The organism is Cellulomonas phragmiteti, from assembly GCF_016862775.1.
Classification (GTDB): domain Bacteria; phylum Actinomycetota; class Actinomycetes; order Actinomycetales; family Cellulomonadaceae; genus Cellulomonas; species Cellulomonas phragmiteti.
The window spans coordinates 87,609-102,782 of record NZ_BONP01000013.1 but is presented as its reverse complement, the minus strand read 5'-3'; the positions used below and the strand labels follow the sequence as shown (position 1 = coordinate 102,782).

10 protein-coding genes and 1 pseudogene are annotated in these 15,174 nt (G+C 76.3%); 9 read left to right on the top strand and 2 right to left on the bottom strand.

All coding sequences use genetic code 11. The features are described 5' to 3' along the window. Positions 1-189: pseudogene (locus Cph01nite_RS12085) on the bottom strand (endo-1,4-beta-xylanase); the annotation flags it as partial. Between the two features lie 377 nt (positions 190-566). Here Cph01nite_RS12085 and Cph01nite_RS12080 point away from each other — a divergent pair. From Cph01nite_RS12080 to Cph01nite_RS12050, 7 genes are read left to right on the top strand one after another with little or no spacing between them, the layout of a single operon-like run. Further along, positions 567-4,175 (top strand): DUF4132 domain-containing protein, encoded by a 3,609-nt coding sequence (locus tag Cph01nite_RS12080; RefSeq protein ID WP_203674491.1) that lies wholly within the window; start codon positions 567-569, stop codon positions 4,173-4,175. A 2-nt stretch (positions 4,176-4,177) separates the two neighbouring features. Beyond that, entirely contained in the window at positions 4,178-5,293 is a 1,116-nt protein-coding gene (locus Cph01nite_RS12075; RefSeq protein ID WP_203674489.1) for an ATP-binding protein, read from the top strand. Next, positions 5,290-7,737, top strand: a complete 2,448-nt coding sequence (locus Cph01nite_RS12070) for a DUF5682 family protein (protein ID WP_203674487.1) — start codon at positions 5,290-5,292, stop codon at positions 7,735-7,737. The genes Cph01nite_RS12075 and Cph01nite_RS12070 overlap by 4 nt, the downstream gene beginning before the upstream one ends. Next, complete coding sequence (locus Cph01nite_RS12065; protein ID WP_203674485.1) at positions 7,734-8,873, top strand: VWA domain-containing protein; 1,140 nt, start codon at positions 7,734-7,736, stop codon at positions 8,871-8,873. Before Cph01nite_RS12070 ends, Cph01nite_RS12065 begins: the two co-directional genes overlap by 4 nt. After that, a complete protein-coding gene (locus Cph01nite_RS12060) occupies positions 8,870-10,897 on the top strand; it encodes a YehQ C-terminal OB-fold domain-containing protein (RefSeq protein WP_203674483.1) in 2,028 nt (675 codons plus the stop codon). The genes Cph01nite_RS12065 and Cph01nite_RS12060 overlap by 4 nt, the downstream gene beginning before the upstream one ends. Positions 10,898-10,947: 50 nt before the next feature. Next, a complete protein-coding gene (locus tag Cph01nite_RS12055; protein WP_191783662.1) occupies positions 10,948-11,151 on the top strand; it encodes a ribbon-helix-helix protein, CopG family in 204 nt (67 codons plus the stop codon). After that, a complete protein-coding gene (locus Cph01nite_RS12050) occupies positions 11,148-11,522 on the top strand; it encodes a type II toxin-antitoxin system death-on-curing family toxin (protein WP_203674481.1) in 375 nt (124 codons plus the stop codon). The genes Cph01nite_RS12055 and Cph01nite_RS12050 overlap by 4 nt, the downstream gene beginning before the upstream one ends. A gap of 26 nt (positions 11,523-11,548) precedes the next feature. Here the strand turns inward: Cph01nite_RS12050 and heR are convergent, their stop codons facing one another. Next, entirely contained in the window at positions 11,549-12,355 is an 807-nt protein-coding gene (gene heR, locus Cph01nite_RS12045) for a heliorhodopsin HeR (RefSeq protein WP_203674478.1), read from the bottom strand. Positions 12,356-12,649: 294 nt separating this feature from the next. On the opposite strand from heR, the gene Cph01nite_RS12040 reads away from it, so the two are divergent. Then, on the top strand, positions 12,650-13,540 hold the full coding sequence (locus Cph01nite_RS12040; protein ID WP_203674476.1) for a F510_1955 family glycosylhydrolase: 891 nt from the start codon (positions 12,650-12,652) through the stop codon (positions 13,538-13,540). Positions 13,541-13,681: 141 nt separating this feature from the next. Continuing rightward, positions 13,682-15,136, top strand: coding sequence for a YVTN family beta-propeller repeat protein (locus Cph01nite_RS12035; RefSeq protein WP_203674475.1), 1,455 nt, complete (start codon positions 13,682-13,684; stop codon positions 15,134-15,136). The last annotated feature ends 38 nt before the right edge of the window (positions 15,137-15,174 follow it).

Below are 15,174 nucleotides of genomic sequence, written 5' to 3'. Positions count from 1 at the left end.
CGTGCTGGTGTTGTTCAGGTAGTGCGCCGCCATCGCGGTACCGAAGTACCGGTTGGTCTCGGCGGCAGCCGCCTGCAACGTGCTGCCCGCGGCCTGGGCCGGCACGGCGAGCGCGACGGCCAGGACGGCGGCGGTCAGGCCGCCCACGGCGGCGAGGCGCCTGCGACGCCTCTGGTGCGGAATCGTCATCGATCCCTCTCCTCTGAGTCGGTGGTCCGGCAACAGCCGGCGAGGGCAACTTCCTCCCGCGGCCGGTCCGCCGTCAAGAGGCGGAGGCGGACTCGCAACTTTCGAGCGCGGATCGAACCGATTTGACACTCTCTCGGATGACAGCAGGGCAGTTCGTGACGTTATACCGGGACGCCGTCCGCGCCCGGAGGGCGTGCCGTGGCGAGCGCCGCCCACCGCCCTGTCGCAACTATCGGAGCGGAAGGCGCCGCGTCGCGGGCGACCCCTCCCGCCTCGTCCGCCCCCCGGCCGCACCACCCGATCGCCACGGCGGATCAGCCCTGCGTGTCGGCGCCCGCGGCTACGCTCACGGCGGGATCGACCCGGAGGAGACGGCGATGGCGTTGTTCGGGCTGGGACGGCGTCGCGCGGAGGCCGACAGCCGTCCCCCGCGCGCGTGGGTGCGGCACCTCGAGGCGGTGGTCGCCCCGCTGCCGGACGCCCGCGGCGTGAGCGACTACGTGCTCACCGGGCGCGACCCGGCTCCGCTGGCCACGCTGCGCAGCAGCCACCACCCGTGGCTCCACCCGTGGCTCCAGTCGCCGGCCGGCCAGCCGGACGTCGACGCCGCCGCGGTGCGGGGCCTGTACGCCGGGTTCGGCACGGTCGAGGCGACCGTGCTGCGCCGGTGGGGCCACGTCCTCGACGCGGTCCAGGGCCAGGTGCAGGCCTGGGGCACGACGATGGCGCCGCTCGCCGGCGCGCACTGGCCCGACCTGGTGATCGCCCAGATGATCGCGTCGACGCCCGGCACCGGGCCGCTGCCCGCGACGCTCGACGACCTGGCCCGCGTCGCCGCGCTGGACGGCGCAGGCGCGCGCGATCTCGTCGCCGCGGTCCTGACGGTCCCCCTCCCGGCGCGCTACCGCCGCTACGGGTTCGCCGGGCTGGGGCGCCTGCCCGGGCTCGGCGACGCGCTCCTCGAGCATCGCGACCTCGTGCGGACCGCCCTGACGAGCGGGGCCGTCGAGGCCCGCGTCGCCGTCCTGGAGATCGTCGGCGCGGCGTTCCCCGACGACGGGCTCGACGCGGTCGTCGACGAGCTGGCCCAGGCGGCGACGGGGTCCAGCGGCCAGGTGCGGGACCGCGCCGCGGAGGTGCTGGCGCGGGCGCCGGGGTCCGCGGCGGCGCTGCGCACCGTCGCGGTCGAGGGCACCTCGACCGCCCGCCGGCACGCCCTCGAGCTGCTCGTCCAGCACCCGGAGCACGTCGGGTGGGCGCGCAGCACGGCGCTGGCCGACCGCGCCGCGAGCGTGCAGGACCTGGTCGCCCAGTGGGACACGGCTGCGGCCGCGGCCACGGCGTCCGACGACGACCTCGTGCTCGACCCGCTGCCGCCGGTCCGCTGGGCCGTGCCCCGCGCGGCCGCCGAGGCGTGCGCCCGGGCGCTCGTCGACGACCTCGTCGAGGTCACCACCACCGAGAACCAGCGCCGCGTCGCCCGCCACGTGCCGGGGCACGGGACCGTGCACACCGATCCGGTGCCGACCGAGCGCACCTACCGCGACGTCGTCGCGCTGCTCGTCCGGGACGCGCCGCCCCCCACCACGGCGAGCGTGCCGGTCCCCTTCTGGACCGCGACGCGGGCGCTGGAGAAGCTCGCGGCCGACGGTCTGCTCGACGCCGTGAGCGCCGTGAAGCTGGTCGCCGCGCTGGGTCTGCTCGCCGAGCGCTACGGCAACGGCGGCAGCCCCCAGGTGATCGACGCCGTGCACGCCCGCACGGGTGCGCCCGACCTGCGGACCCTGCAGGCCATGTACGACCAGGCAGGGCTCGACGGGCGCGCGGTGATCTGGCGCTCCTACTCCCGCAGCTACGGCGCGCGCCTGGGCCGCACGTGGGACGACGCCGCCGTGTGGCCGTTCGTCGCGGACAACCTCGACTGGATCATGGGCGAGGGGACCGGCACCGGGTGGGACGTGGACGACCTCGCGCGCTTCACCGCGGTGCGGACCCTGCCGCGGCAGCCCGCGCGGCTCGTCGAGCTGCTCCTGGCCCTCGCGCTGGGCACCCGCAAGACCCTGCGCGCACCGGCGCAGGACGCGCTGGCCGGCACGCCGGGGATCGCGCTGCGGGCGGCCGCCGCGCTGGTCGACGGCCGCAGCGAGATCCGGCTCGCCGCGGCGCAGTGGCTCGCGCGCCTGGCCGACCCGGCGGCGCTGCCCGCCCTGCAGGCCGCCTGGGCCAAGGAGCGGCAGGACGTGGTGCGCGGGGCGCTGCTCGACGCGCTGGTCGCCGTCGGCGAGCGCGCCGAGACGTACCTCGACCCCCAGGCCACGAGCGTGACGGCGGCCAAGGCCGTCGCCAAGGGCCTGCCCGCGGCGCTCGACTGGTGCGCGTGGGACACGCTGCCGGAGGTCCGGTGGGCGTCGTCCGGCCAGGTGGTGCCGCGCGAGGTCGTGCAGTGGCTGTGCGCGACCGCCGTCCGGGCCAAGTCCCCGGTGCCGGACGCCGTGCTGCGGCAGTACGCGGCGCTGTTCGACCGGGCGGACCGCGAGCGCCTCGCCCACCACCTGCTCACGGGGTGGCTGCACGCCGACACCCTGCCGCACCCGCCCGCCGACGCCGAGGACCGCGCCCGCCAGGACGCCGCGACCGGCCACCGGTGGCTGACGGACCCGACCGGCCCGTACCCCGGGCTGACGGTCGAGCAGCTCGCCGCCGCGCTGCTGCCGGGGTACCTGCGCCAGCCGGCGGGGTCCGCGATCGCGAGCAAGGGCGTGCTCGCCGTCGTCGCCGCGTGCGGCGGGCGGGACGTCGTCGGGCCGACCGAGCGGTACCTGCGCGAGTGGTACGGCCAGCGCGCGGCGCAGGGCAAGGCACTCATCGCGATGCTCGCGTGGGTCGACGACCCGGCGGCCACGCAGCTGGTGCTCGCGATCGGCTCGCGGTTCCGCACCAAGAGCTTCCAGGACGAGGCGATCGCGCAGGCCACCGCCCTGGCCGAGCGCCGCGGCTGGACGGTCGACGAGCTCGCCGACCGGACCATCCCGACCGGCGGGTTCGACGACGACGGCGTGCTCGAGCTGCCGTACGGCCCGCGCACGTTCGTCGCCCGGCTGCTGCCCGACCTCACGGTCGAGCTGCGCGACCCCGACGGCAAGGTGGTCAAGGCGCTGCCGCAGCCGCGCGCGTCCGACGACGCGGAGCAGGCCAAGGACTCCCGCAAGGCGCTGACGGCGGCGCGCAAGGACGTGAGGTCGATCGCGACGCTGCAGCAGCAGCGGCTCTACGAGGCGCTGTGCACGGAGCGGTCGTGGTCCGCCGAGGACTGGCAGCGCTACCTGTGCGCGCACCCCGTGGTCGGGCCTGCCGTGCGGCGCCTGGTGTGGGTCGCGCAGACCGAGGGCGCCGACCCGGTCGTCTTCCGTCCGCTCGACGACGGCACGCTCACCGACGTCGACGACGAGCCGGTGACCCTGCCGGCCGCGTCCCGCGTGCGCCTGGCGCACGACAGCGTCCTGACCCCCGAGCAGGTCGGCGCGTGGACCGCGCACCTGGCCGACTACGAGGTCGCGCCGCTGTTCGAGCAGCTCGGTCGCGGTCTGCGGACCCTCACCGCGACCGAGCGCACGCGCGGCGAGATCACGGACGTCGAGGGCCACCTGGTCGGGGCGTTCGCGCTGCGGGGCCGCGCGACGCGGCTCGGCTACACGCGCGGACCGACGGAGGACGCGGGCTGGTTCTATTCCTACGTCAAGCGGTTCCCCACGCTCGGCGTCGTCGCGGAGGTCGCGTTCACGGGGAACTTCCTGCCGGAGGAGGACCGCACGGTCGCGCTGCGCGGCCTGTCGTTCCACCGCCCGGGGCCGGACGGGCGTGCCGAGCCGCTCACGCTCGGGGACGTGCCGGCAGTCCTGGTGTCCGAGTGCTGGCACGACGTGCGTCAGATGGCCGCCCAGGGCACCGGGTTCGACCCGGACTGGCAGAAGACGACGGAGTACTGACCATGACCGACGCCACGACCGACCTCCCGACCGGCCCGGTGCTGCGCGCACCCGCCGAGGTCCGGTTCGCCGCCGAGCTCGCCGCCCTCGCCGCGGCCGACACCGGCAGCCGCCCCGCGGGGTGGCGCCTGACCCCGCGGGCCGTCCGCGCGTTCGTCCTGGGCGACCCGGCGCTCGGCGTGACCCGCAAGTTCTACGGGGACGACGCGCTCGTCGACCGCTGCGTCGTCACGCTCATGAGCAGCCGCGGGCTGCTGCTGGTGGGCGAGCCCGGGACCGCCAAGTCGATGCTGTCCGAGCTGCTCGCCGCCGCCGTCTCCGGCGACTCGACGTGCACCGTGCAGGGCAGCTCCGGCACCACCACCGACCAGATCACGTACTCGTGGAACTACGCGCTGCTGCTCGCCGAGGGGCCCACGCCGCGCGCCCTGGTGCGCGGCCCGCTGCACCGGGCCATGACCGAGGGCGCCGTCTGCCGGTTCGAGGAGGTGACGCGCGTCCAGCCGGAGATCCAGGACGTCCTCATCGGGGTGATGTCGGACAAGGTGCTGCACGTCCCCGAGCTCGCCGGGCCCGAGGCGGTCGTGTTCGCCGCCCGCGGGTTCAACGTCCTGGCGACCGCGAACCTGCGCGACCGCGGCGTGCACGAGATGTCGAGCGCCCTCAAGCGCCGCTTCAACTTCGAGACCGTGCGGCCCATCCGTGACCGCGACCTGGAGCGCCGGCTGATCCTCGAGCAGACCGCCGAGCTGCTCGCGCACGCCGACGTCGACACGCGCCTCACCCCCGACGTCGTGGACCTGCTGGTCACGGCGTTCCACGACCTGCGGGCCGGGGTCACGGCCGACGGGGTCGCGGTCGAGCGGCCGACCGCCGTGATGAGCTCCGCCGAGGCGGTGGCCGTCGGGTACGCCGCGGCGCTGGACGCCCACTGGTTCGGTGACGGCGAGGTCGGGGGCCGGCACGTCGCGCGGCAGCTCATCGGCACGGTGCTCAAGGACAACCCCGAGGACGGCGCGAAGCTGCAGCACTACTTCGACGTCGTCGTGCGCCCCCGCGCGCGCAAGGACGGACGCTGGCGGTCCGTGCTGGAGACCCGCGGAGAGCTCGACCGTTGACCGGCCGGGGGCCGGACGTGCTGCCGACCGGCGAGGACGTGCGGGCGCTGGCCGCTCGGCTCGTCGGCGACGACGTCGTGGTCGTCCCCGTGCGGCACCACAGCCCGGCGTGCGCGCGAGCGGTCACGGCGGCGTTCGAGCGGTACGCGCCGTCGCACGTGCTCATCGAAGGGCCGCGCAGCCTCACCGGCCTGGTCGACCTGCTGTGCCACCGCGAGGCGCGGTACCCGCTCGTGGTGTACGCGTGGTCGCGGCCGGCCGGCCGGGCGACCGCCCCCGGCGAGGGGAACGGCGGGTACTACCCGTTCTGCGACTACTCCCCCGAGCTGGTCGCCGCGCGGCTGGGCCACGCCGCCGGGGTGCCCGTCACGTTCTGCGACCTGGAGGTCGGGGAGCAGGCGGCCGCGGCGGCCGGTGAGGTGCTGCCCGGTGCCGGGTCGCTGCAGCGCGAGGAGTACGCGCACAGCAGGTCGCTGACGGCGCTCGCGCAGCGGCTGGGCTGCCGCGACCACGAGGACCTGTGGGAGCTGCTGTTCGAGTCCGGCGACGACGACGGGCTCGACGAGCACCTGGCGCGGATGACCGCGTACTGCCTGCTCGCGCGGCACGACAGCACGGACGCCGAGCTGGACCGCGAGGGCACCCGCGCGCGCGAGGCCGAGATGGTCTGGCACGTGCGTGAGGCCGTCGCCGCGCGGGAGCCCGGTGCCGGCCCCGTCCTGGTGGTCGTCGGCGGCTTCCACGCGGTCGTGCTGCCGGACCTGCTCACGGCCCCGCCCGCCCGGCCGGCCCTCGACGTGGGGTCGGTCGAGGAGGGTCTGGCGCTGGTCCGCTACGGGTTCGACCGCCTCGACCGGCTCGCCGGGTACGCCAGCGGCATGACGTCGCCGGGCTGGCACCAGCGCGTCTGGGACGAGCACCTGCGCGGCAGCCCGGCGGGCGCGGCGCGCGCCGACGCGACGCTCACCACGCTGCTCGACCTCGCCGACGAGCTCCGCACGCACCACCACGTCCCCGTCGCGACCCCGACCCTGGCCGCGGCGCACCGGCAGGCGCTGCTGCTGGCCGACCTGCGCGGCCACCCGGCGCCGCTGCGCAGCGACCTGGTGGACGCCGTCACGAGCTGCCTGGTGCAGGGCGACGCGGACGTCGAGGGCGTCGTCGTGGCGGCCGCGACCCGGCGCGTGCTCACGGGCGACCGGGTGGGCAGGGTCCCGCCGGGGGCCGGCACGCCGCCGCTCGTGCGGGACACCCTGGCCCGGTTGGCCGAGCTGAAGCTCGACACCGACGCGACCGAGCCGCGCACCCTGGCGCTCGACCTGTACCGCAACGCCGCGCACCGGCGCACCAGCCGCGCACTGCACGGGCTGGCCCTGCTCGGCGTGCCGTTCGCGCAGCGCACCGCCGGGCCCGACTTCGTCCGCGGGACCGGGCTGACGCGTCTGCAGGAGCGGTGGACGTACCTGTGGAGCCCGGCCACCGAGGGGGTGCTCGCGGAGGTGTCGATGCTGGGGTCGACGCTCGACGAGGCGGTCGAGGCGCGGTTCGCCGCGCTCGTCGCCGAGGCGGCGCCCGACGGCGCGACGCCCCCGAGCGGCCGGGCCGTCGCGCTGCTGGCCCAGGGCGCCGTCGTCGGCCTGCACGAGCGGACCGCGCCCGTGGTCGGCCTGGTCCGCGACGCGGTCGGCGCGGAGCCGTCGTTCGGGGACGCGGTGCACGCGGCCGGCGCGCTGGCCCTGCTGGCCGACGGCCGCGAGGCGGTGGAGTCCGGGCGGCTCGCCGGGCTGCCCGGGCTCGTCACGCACGCGTACGCGCGCTGCCTGTACCTGGGCGCGCAGCTGCGCGGCGACGAGGAGCCGCCCGACCAGGTCGCCACGGCGCTCGCCCGGCTGCGCGAGCTGCTCGCGTCCCCGGGGGGCGCCGGTCTGGAGGCGGAGCCGTTCTGGGGGCTCGTCGACCGGCTGCGCCACGCGCACGAGCGCGCGCTGGTGCGCGGCGCCGCGGCAGGGCTGGCGTCGACCGCGGGCCGGCTCCAGGGCGACGACCTCGCACGGGACGTCGCCGGGCACCTGGCCGGGACGCTCGACGCGCACGAGTCCGTCGGGTACGTGCGCGGGCTGTTCGCGACCGCGCGCGAGACGGTGTGGCAGGGCTCGGGCGTCGTCGCGGCCCTGGACTCGCGGCTGGTCGACTGGGACCAGCCGACGTTCCTGTCCACGCTGCCGGACCTGCGCCTGGCGTTCGCCGGCCTGACCCCGCGGGAGACGGACCGCGTCGCGCAGGCCGTCGCGGAGCTGCACGGCGGCGAGCGACCCGACCCGGCGGTGCGCCGCGACGTCGACGCCGCCACCGTGCAGGCCCTCGCCGGGCTCGCGCAGCAGGTTGGCGACGCGCTCGCGCGCGACGGCCTGGGCGCCTGGGTGGGCCGGGAGACGACGCCGTGAGGCCGACCGACCGGTGGCGCCTGGTGCTGGGCCGGTACGCCGAGGACCGGCTGCCCCCCGCGCAGGACCCGAACGGCTCCCGGTACGAGGCGGCGCTGGACTACCTGTACGGGCGGGAGTACGCGGGCCGCGGCGGACGCGGCGACGACGGGACGGACGCGCCGGACGACCGCGGGCCCGGCTCCCTCGACGCGTCGGCGCCGTCGATCGTCGACTGGCTCGGCGAGGTGCGCGAGCTGTTCCCGCGGGAGAGCGTCGAGACCATCGAGCGGCACGCGCTGGACCGGTACGGCCTCACCGAGCTGGTCACCGACCCCGAGGTGCTCGCCCGCATCGAGCCGAGCGAGGAGCTGCTCAGGACCCTGCTGTCCCTCAAGGGGCAGCTGGACCCCGCGGTGCTGGGCCAGGTGCGCCGGATCGTCCGCGCGGTGGTCGAGGACCTGCGCCGCCGCCTGGCCGAGGAGGTGCGCCAGGCGCTGACCGGCCGGCTCGACCAGCACCGGCACTCACCGCACGCCGCAGCCGCCGACTTCGACCCGCGCGGGACCGTCCGGGCCAACCTGCGGCACTGGGACGCCGAGAGCGGGCGGCTCGTGGTCGAGCGGCCCCTGTTCTTCGCGCGGAACACCCGCCGTATCCCGTGGGAGGTCGTCCTGCTGGTCGACCAGAGCGGGTCCATGGTCGGGTCCGTCATCCACAGCGCGGTGATGGCCGGGATCCTGGCCGGGCTGCCGGCCTACCGGCTGCGGCTGGTGGTGTTCGACACGAGCGTCGTCGACCTCACCGACCTCGCGGCCGACCCCGTCGAGCTGCTCATGACCGTACAGCTCGGCGGTGGCACCGACATCGCGCAGGCCGTCACGTACGCCGGGCAGGTCATCGAGAACCCGGCGCGGGCCGTCGTGGTGCTGGTCAGCGACTTCTGCGAGGGCGGGCCGCCGTCGCGGCTGGTCGCGGCCGTGCGCCGGCTCGTCGAGTCGCGCGTCACGACGATCGGCCTGGCCGCCCTGGACGGCACCGCGCACCCGGCCTACGACCGCCGGACGGCCGAGCAGCTCGCCGACGTCGGCATGCCGGTCGCGGCCCTCACGCCGGGCAGGCTCGCGGAGTGGCTCGCCGAGGTGACCGCGCGGTGAGCGTGCGCGACGACGTCGCCGCCCTCCTGGCGCGGTACGACGAGGACACGTGGGTGGCCCTGGCGAACCGCGGCCTGCTGCGGCGTGCGCGCAAGGACCTGACCGCGACGGACGTGCGGGTCGTCGCGGAGGACGGCACGGCCGTCGAGGTGGGCGTCGGGGACGTCGTCGTGCGGCTGGGTCTCGCGGGCCCCTCCGACGCGACCTGCACGTGCCCCAGCCCGGTGACGTGCCAGCACGTGCTGACCGCCGGGCTGTGGCTCGCGGCCGGCGCCGGGACACCCCAGGTCGCGGCGTCGTCACCCGCCGACGCCCTGCACGACGAGCTCATGGCGCTCGACGCCGCGACCCTCACCGCCTACGCCGGGCTGCCCGGGTTCCGCTGGGCGAGCATCCTGCTCGACGACGCCGACGAGCCGCCCGTCCTGACCCGCGACGGCTACCTCACCGTCACGTTCCCCCGCCGGGGCCTGACCGCCCGGTACCTGGGCGGCGGGCTCGACGCGCTGGTCCTCGACCAGGCCGTCCCGGGCGTCGAGCGGTTCCGCGTGGCCGTCGTCCTGGCCTGGCAGCGCGCGCACGGCCTGGTCTTGACCCCGCCGGCACCCCGCGGGACGCGCGGCACGGGGCCGAGCGAGGCGGCGGTGTCACGCACCGCGTCCCGCGAGCGCCTGCGCGCCACGGCCGCGGCGGTCCTGCGGGACACGGTCCGCGTCGGGGTGTCGCACCTGTCCCCCGCGATCCACGAGCGGCTGGTGACGGCGGCCGTGTGGGCGCAGGGCGTCGAGTACCACCGGCTCGCGCTGCTGCTGCGCCGGATCAGCGACGAGGTCGAGCTGCTGCTGGTGCGGTCCGCACGCGCGGACGACCTGGCGCTGCTCGACGACGTCGCGGTCGCGCACGCCCTGGTCGCGGCGCTGGAGGCGACGGCCGGGCGCGAGCCCGCCGCGCTGGTCGGGCGGGCGCGCACCGCCTACGACCCGGTGCGCCGGCTCGACCTCGTCGGTCTCGGTGGCCGCCCGTGGCGCACCGGCTCGGGCTACCACGGGCTGACCTGCCTGTTCTGGGACGCGGCCGGCTCACGGATGCTCACCTGGACCGACGCGCGTCCCGAGACGCTCGCCGGGTTCGACCCCCGCGCGCGGTGGCGGCAGCCGGCGCCGTGGACGGGCCTGGCCACCCCGGCGGCCGCGACCGGCCGGGCGGTCGCCCTGACGCAGGCGCAGGTCAGCCCCGACGGGCGGCTGTCGGGGGTGGAGTCGACGACGGCGTCGGTCGGCGACGTGCGCGGCGCCGACCTGCTGGCGTCGCTGCCCGTGCGCGACGTGTGGGCCGACCTGGCGGTGCGCCGCGTCACCGGGCTGCTCGACGTCGTCGACCAGAACGCGCTGTGGGCCGTGGTGCGGCCCGCGCGTGCGCTGCCCGCGCAGTGGGACCCGGTGGCGCAGGTGCTGCGCCGGCCGCTGCTCGACGAGGCCGACGACGTGCTCGTGCTCGAGGTGCCGTGGTCGCGGCTGCACGCGCACGCGATCGCGCGGCTCGAGGCGATCGGCGACGACCTGCCCGCCGGCGCCTGCGTGGTGGCGCGCGTGCAGCGGGTCCGCGGCCGACTCGTGGGTGAACCGCTGAGCGTGGTCGTGCCGGACCGGGGCAACGACGCGGTCGACGCCCTGCACTTCGACACCGATCCGCACCCCGGTGCCGGGGGCGGCTCCGCGCTCGTCGCCGACCTGCTGGCCGCCGGCACGGCCGACCGCCCCACCTCCCCCGACGGGTCGGACGACGACCCGGGCGTCGTCCCCGGCCCCGTGTCGGCGCTGCGCGCGGTCGTCGAGCAGGCCGCGCAGCGCGGGTGCGGCGGGACCGTCCCGGGTGACGTGCACCGGCGGCTGGCGTCCGCGCACGCCGCCGCCCGGAGCATCGGCCTGTCGGTGTTCGTCGAGCCGGACCCCGCGCTCGACCCGGCCGAGCTGCTCCTGCGGTCGTCGTACCTGGTGCAGCAGGTGGAGCGGGCGCTGGGGTGAAGGGGGAGCGCGCTCCGGGTGACTGATACCGCTGGTGATACCGTGAGCCCATGGCGATGACTCTGCGGCTCGACACAGCCGAGACAGAAGCTCTCAGGCGCCGCGCGGAGGTCGAGCACCGTTCCATGCAGGACGTGGCGCGACAGGCGGTGCGGGACTACATCGAGCGCACGTCCCGCGAGGACCTCATCAACGCCGTCATGGACAGCGAGCTGCCGCGCTACGCCGAGGCGCTCGAGCGCCTCGGTCGATGATCTACCTCACCGCCGAGGAGCTGCTGGTCGTCGCCCGCCGCGTCGTCGGCGACGTCGTGGTGCGTGACCCCGGCCTCGTCGAGTCCGCCGCCGCCCGGCCGAGAACGCAGATCGGCGGGACCGACGCGTACCCCGACCTCCTGACCAAGGCGGCTGCGCTCCTCCACTCGCTGACGCGCAACCACGCTCTCCTCGACGGGAACAAGAGGCTCGCCCTCGCAGGGACGATCGTGTTCCTCGGTGTCAACGGCACCCGACTCATCGCCACGAACGACGATGCCTACGAGCTCATCATGGACGTCGCCGCCGGCCGGGTGGACGACGTCACGAGCATCCGCGACCGCCTCTCGCACCTCACCGAAGCCTGGTGACGGCTGCGAGGGTCGCCGTGCAGGACTCAGCTCGGGACCAGCGTGTTCGCGAAGATCTGCCACGCCAGGAGCGTCTTGGCGACGGGGCTGGCCGTGATGTACGCGCGCTCGCCGCGCAGGTAGTCCGCGAACTTGCCGACCGGTCGGTACTGCAGCCACTGGATGAGCGCGAAGACGTTGAAGAACAGGAAGATCGAGATGATGATCCCGTAGACGAACCCCGGCGGCTCCGCGCCGCTCGTGGACCCGGGCGCGACGACGTAGACGAGGATCGCGAGCCACGGGACGACGCCGGCGATGCACCTGAACACGAACGGCAGCCAGCCGCCGTCACCGGGGGTGTGGTACTTCTCCTGCAGCCACCCGAACAGGATCATCGACGCGTTCACGCCGGCGATCCCGAGCAGCGCGGCGACGTCCGTGATGCCGGTGATCTGCGCGATGAGCACGATCATCAGCGTGCTCGACAGCGAGTACTCCACCCAGCGGACGTAGTTGCGCCCCTGCGCGAGCCCCGCGGTGTAGCGGCCGAAGCCCCAGGGTGAGGCGACGATCGCGTGGAAGAGCGCCGAGAGCGCGAAGAACGCAGCGACGGCCGGCCCCAGCGGCAGGTCGAGGATCTCCACGCGCTCCCCGCCGGGCGTCCCCGGCGGGCCCTCGAGGTAGGTGCCGGTGACGGGCAGGGCGAAGTCGTTGGACAGCGCGAGCACGGCGGCGGCCTGGGCCGCGTGCGCGACGGCGGCGATCACGTTGTACCGGCGCAGCGCGCGGAACCGCGGGGTCAGGTCACCCGCCGGTGCGTGCGTGGTCGGGGGCTTGCGGGTCGTCGCCATCGGGTCGCTCCGGCTTCCACCACCGCGCGGCGGGTCCCCGCCCCGCGTGAGGATCCCCACGTATCGGCGCGCGGGCGGACGCGCGGCCCGTGGGCCGCCCGCTCCCCCGGGGGGGGTCACGCGCCGGGCAGCGTCACCGTGAAGGTGGCTTCATCGAACCTTGACCCGACGACAACCGGTGGTCCGGTCCCGCCGGGGAGGCTGGCGGGCGAGCCGCCCGTGGGCGCCTCACCCGATCCGCTGCCCGCGCCGCGACCCCCGTCCCCGGCGGGCACACCGACGCAGGGAGATCCCATGAACCGCGCTCGACGGCGTGCGACCGCGACGGCGGCCGCGCTCGGCATGACCCTGGCGGTCGCCGCGTGCTCACCGGACGACGCCCCGGAGGACGCGGCGAGCACGTCGGCGGCCGGGGCGGGCGTCGCGCAGACCGCCGGCGCGCTGCCCGGCGGGCACGTCCACGGGGTCGCGATCGACCCGGAGGACGACCTGGTGTACCTCGCGACCCACGAAGGGCTGTACCGGTACGGCACGTCCGGGCCGACCCGGGTGGGTCCCGTCATCGACCTCATGGGGTTCACCGTCGCCGGCCCCGGGCACTTCTACGCCTCCGGTCACCCCGGCCCCGGCACCGACCTGCCCGACCCGGTCGGTCTTCTCGAGTCCACCGACAGCGGGGCGACGTGGACGCCGCTCTCACGCCAGGGCGAGTCGGACTTCCACGCCCTGACCGCGTCCGGTCAGGTGGTCGTGGCGTTCGACGGTGTCGCGCTGCGGAGCACCGAGGACGGCACGGCGTGGCGCGACCTGCCGGTGCCGGTGGCCCCGTTCGCGATGGACATCTCCCCCGACGGCAGCACGATCGTCGTGACCCACCGGGACGGGCCGATCCGGTCCACCGACGCGGGCGCGACCTGGGGTCCGCTCACGGACGCCCCGCTGCTGCAGGTGGTCGACTGGGCGGACGACCGGACGGTCCTCGGCGTGACCCCGGACGGGCAGGTCGCCGTGAGCGAGGACGCCGGGGCGACGTGGGCGTCCGCGGCGCGCGTCGAGGGCGCCCCGCACGCGCTGGCCGTCCGGCGCGGGACCACCGGGGCCCTGCGTGTGGTGGTCGCGACGGCCGACACCCTCCTGGAGTCCGTGGACCTCGCGGCCGGGTTCGCACCGCTCGCCGGATCGTGACCCGGCGTCGGGGGCGTCGGAAGTCATCGGGGTCGTCGGAAGTCAACGGGATCTTCATCGGACGGTGAGCCTGCGTACGGGGCGCGGCACCCAGGGTCTGTCGTGACCCGTCCAGACCCGTCGTCCCCGTGGAGCCCGCCCATGCCGACCGCCACCCGCCGCCTGCTCGTCGGCCTCCTCGCCGCCGCGAGCACCCTGCTCCTGGCGGCGTGCGGCACTGCTGCCGGCACCACCCCACGACCTCCCGCCACCGCGGCGGCCGCACCCTCCGGGGCGGCCGCGGTGGCGGGGACGGTGTGGGTGGCGAACGAGGGCGACGGCACGCTGACGGCGATCGACGCAGCCACCGGTGAGGTCGTGACCACGGTGTCCGGGATCCCCGCCCCGCACAACGTGCAGGCCAGCCCGGACGGCGCCACAGTGTGGGCGGTCAGCGGGCCGAACCGCGCCGTGGCGGTCCTCGACGCCGGGACGTTCGAGCTGCTCGGCACGGCGCCGACGGGCGCGGGCCCCGCGCACGTGGTCCTGTCCCCCGACGGCGCGGACGTCTACGTGACCAACGCCGGCGAGGACACGGTGACCCGGTACGACACGGCCGGGCCGACCGCCACCGGCACGGTGCCGCTCGGTGGAGGTCCGCACGGTCTGCGTCTGGACGCCGACGGGACGGTCCTCGTCGTGGCCGGCACCGCGGCGGGCACGATCGACGTGGTCGACCCCCTGACGTTCACGCGCACGGCGACGATCCCCGTCGGCGCCTCCCCGGTGCAGGTGGCGGTGTCCGCGGACGGGGGTGTGGCGTACGTCAGCCTGGCCGGGCGGAGCGCCGTCGTCGAGGTCGACCTGACGGCCCAGGTGGTGCTGCGCACCGTCACCGTGCCGTCGCCGCCGGTCCAGCTGTACCTGACGCCGGACGGGTCGCGCCTCCTGTCGGCCGACCAGGGCACCGCCGACGCCCCGGGCAGCACGGTGTCCGTCATCGACACCGCGACGATGGCCGTGGCGGACACGATCCGCACCGGCTCGGGCCCGCACGGCGTGGTCGTCGACCCGAGCGGCACGGTCGCGTGGGTGACCCACCTCTACGACGACACGGTCGCGGTGCTCGACCTGACCACGGCCACCGTGACGGCCACCGTCGACGTGGGGAACCTGCCGAACGGCATCTCGTACACGCCGCGCGTCGCGTCCCGGCCGGCGACGGCGCCGTCCCTGACGGTCCCGGACTACGGCTTCGGCGCCGGTTCGGACCACGACGACGACGGGCACGCCCACCCGGCGGCTGCCACCGACCCGGACGCGCCCGCTGCCGGCTTCCCCGCGTCGCCGGGCGGTCACGGCCACGCCGACGGCGAGGACGACCACGGCTCCCCGGGGCACGACGACCACGCCGCGACCGGGAGCACCGGCGCCGGGCACGACGACGGGCACGGGTCACCGGCCGGCCCCGCCCCGGAGCGTCCCCTGGTCGCGGTCCTCGCGACGTTCGTGGGCGTCAACGGCGCGGTGCTCGTCGCCGCGGCCGCCCTGCGCCGCCGCGACCGGGCCCGCCCTCGCCACCGCCCCCGGGCGGGCGCCACGCCCTCCCCCGCCTGACCTGCCCCCGCTACCGCACCCGAACCCCAGGAACCCAC

What these genes read in the sequence shown, in the direction of transcription:
- Cph01nite_RS12080 (WP_203674491.1), top strand. Translation starts at nt 567, where the DNA reads ATGGCGTTGTTCGGGCTGGGACGGCGTCGCGCGGAGGCCGACAGCCGT.
- Cph01nite_RS12075 (WP_203674489.1), top strand. Translation starts at nt 4,178, where the DNA reads ATGACCGACGCCACGACCGACCTCCCGACCGGCCCGGTGCTGCGCGCA.
- Cph01nite_RS12055 (WP_191783662.1), top strand. Translation starts at nt 10,948, where the DNA reads ATGGCGATGACTCTGCGGCTCGACACAGCCGAGACAGAAGCTCTCAGG.
- Cph01nite_RS12050 (WP_203674481.1), top strand. Translation starts at nt 11,148, where the DNA reads ATGATCTACCTCACCGCCGAGGAGCTGCTGGTCGTCGCCCGCCGCGTC.
- heR (WP_203674478.1), bottom strand. Translation starts at nt 12,355, where the DNA reads ATGGCGACGACCCGCAAGCCCCCGACCACGCACGCACCGGCGGGTGAC.
- Cph01nite_RS12040 (WP_203674476.1), top strand. Translation starts at nt 12,650, where the DNA reads ATGAACCGCGCTCGACGGCGTGCGACCGCGACGGCGGCCGCGCTCGGC.
- Cph01nite_RS12035 (WP_203674475.1), top strand. Translation starts at nt 13,682, where the DNA reads ATGCCGACCGCCACCCGCCGCCTGCTCGTCGGCCTCCTCGCCGCCGCG.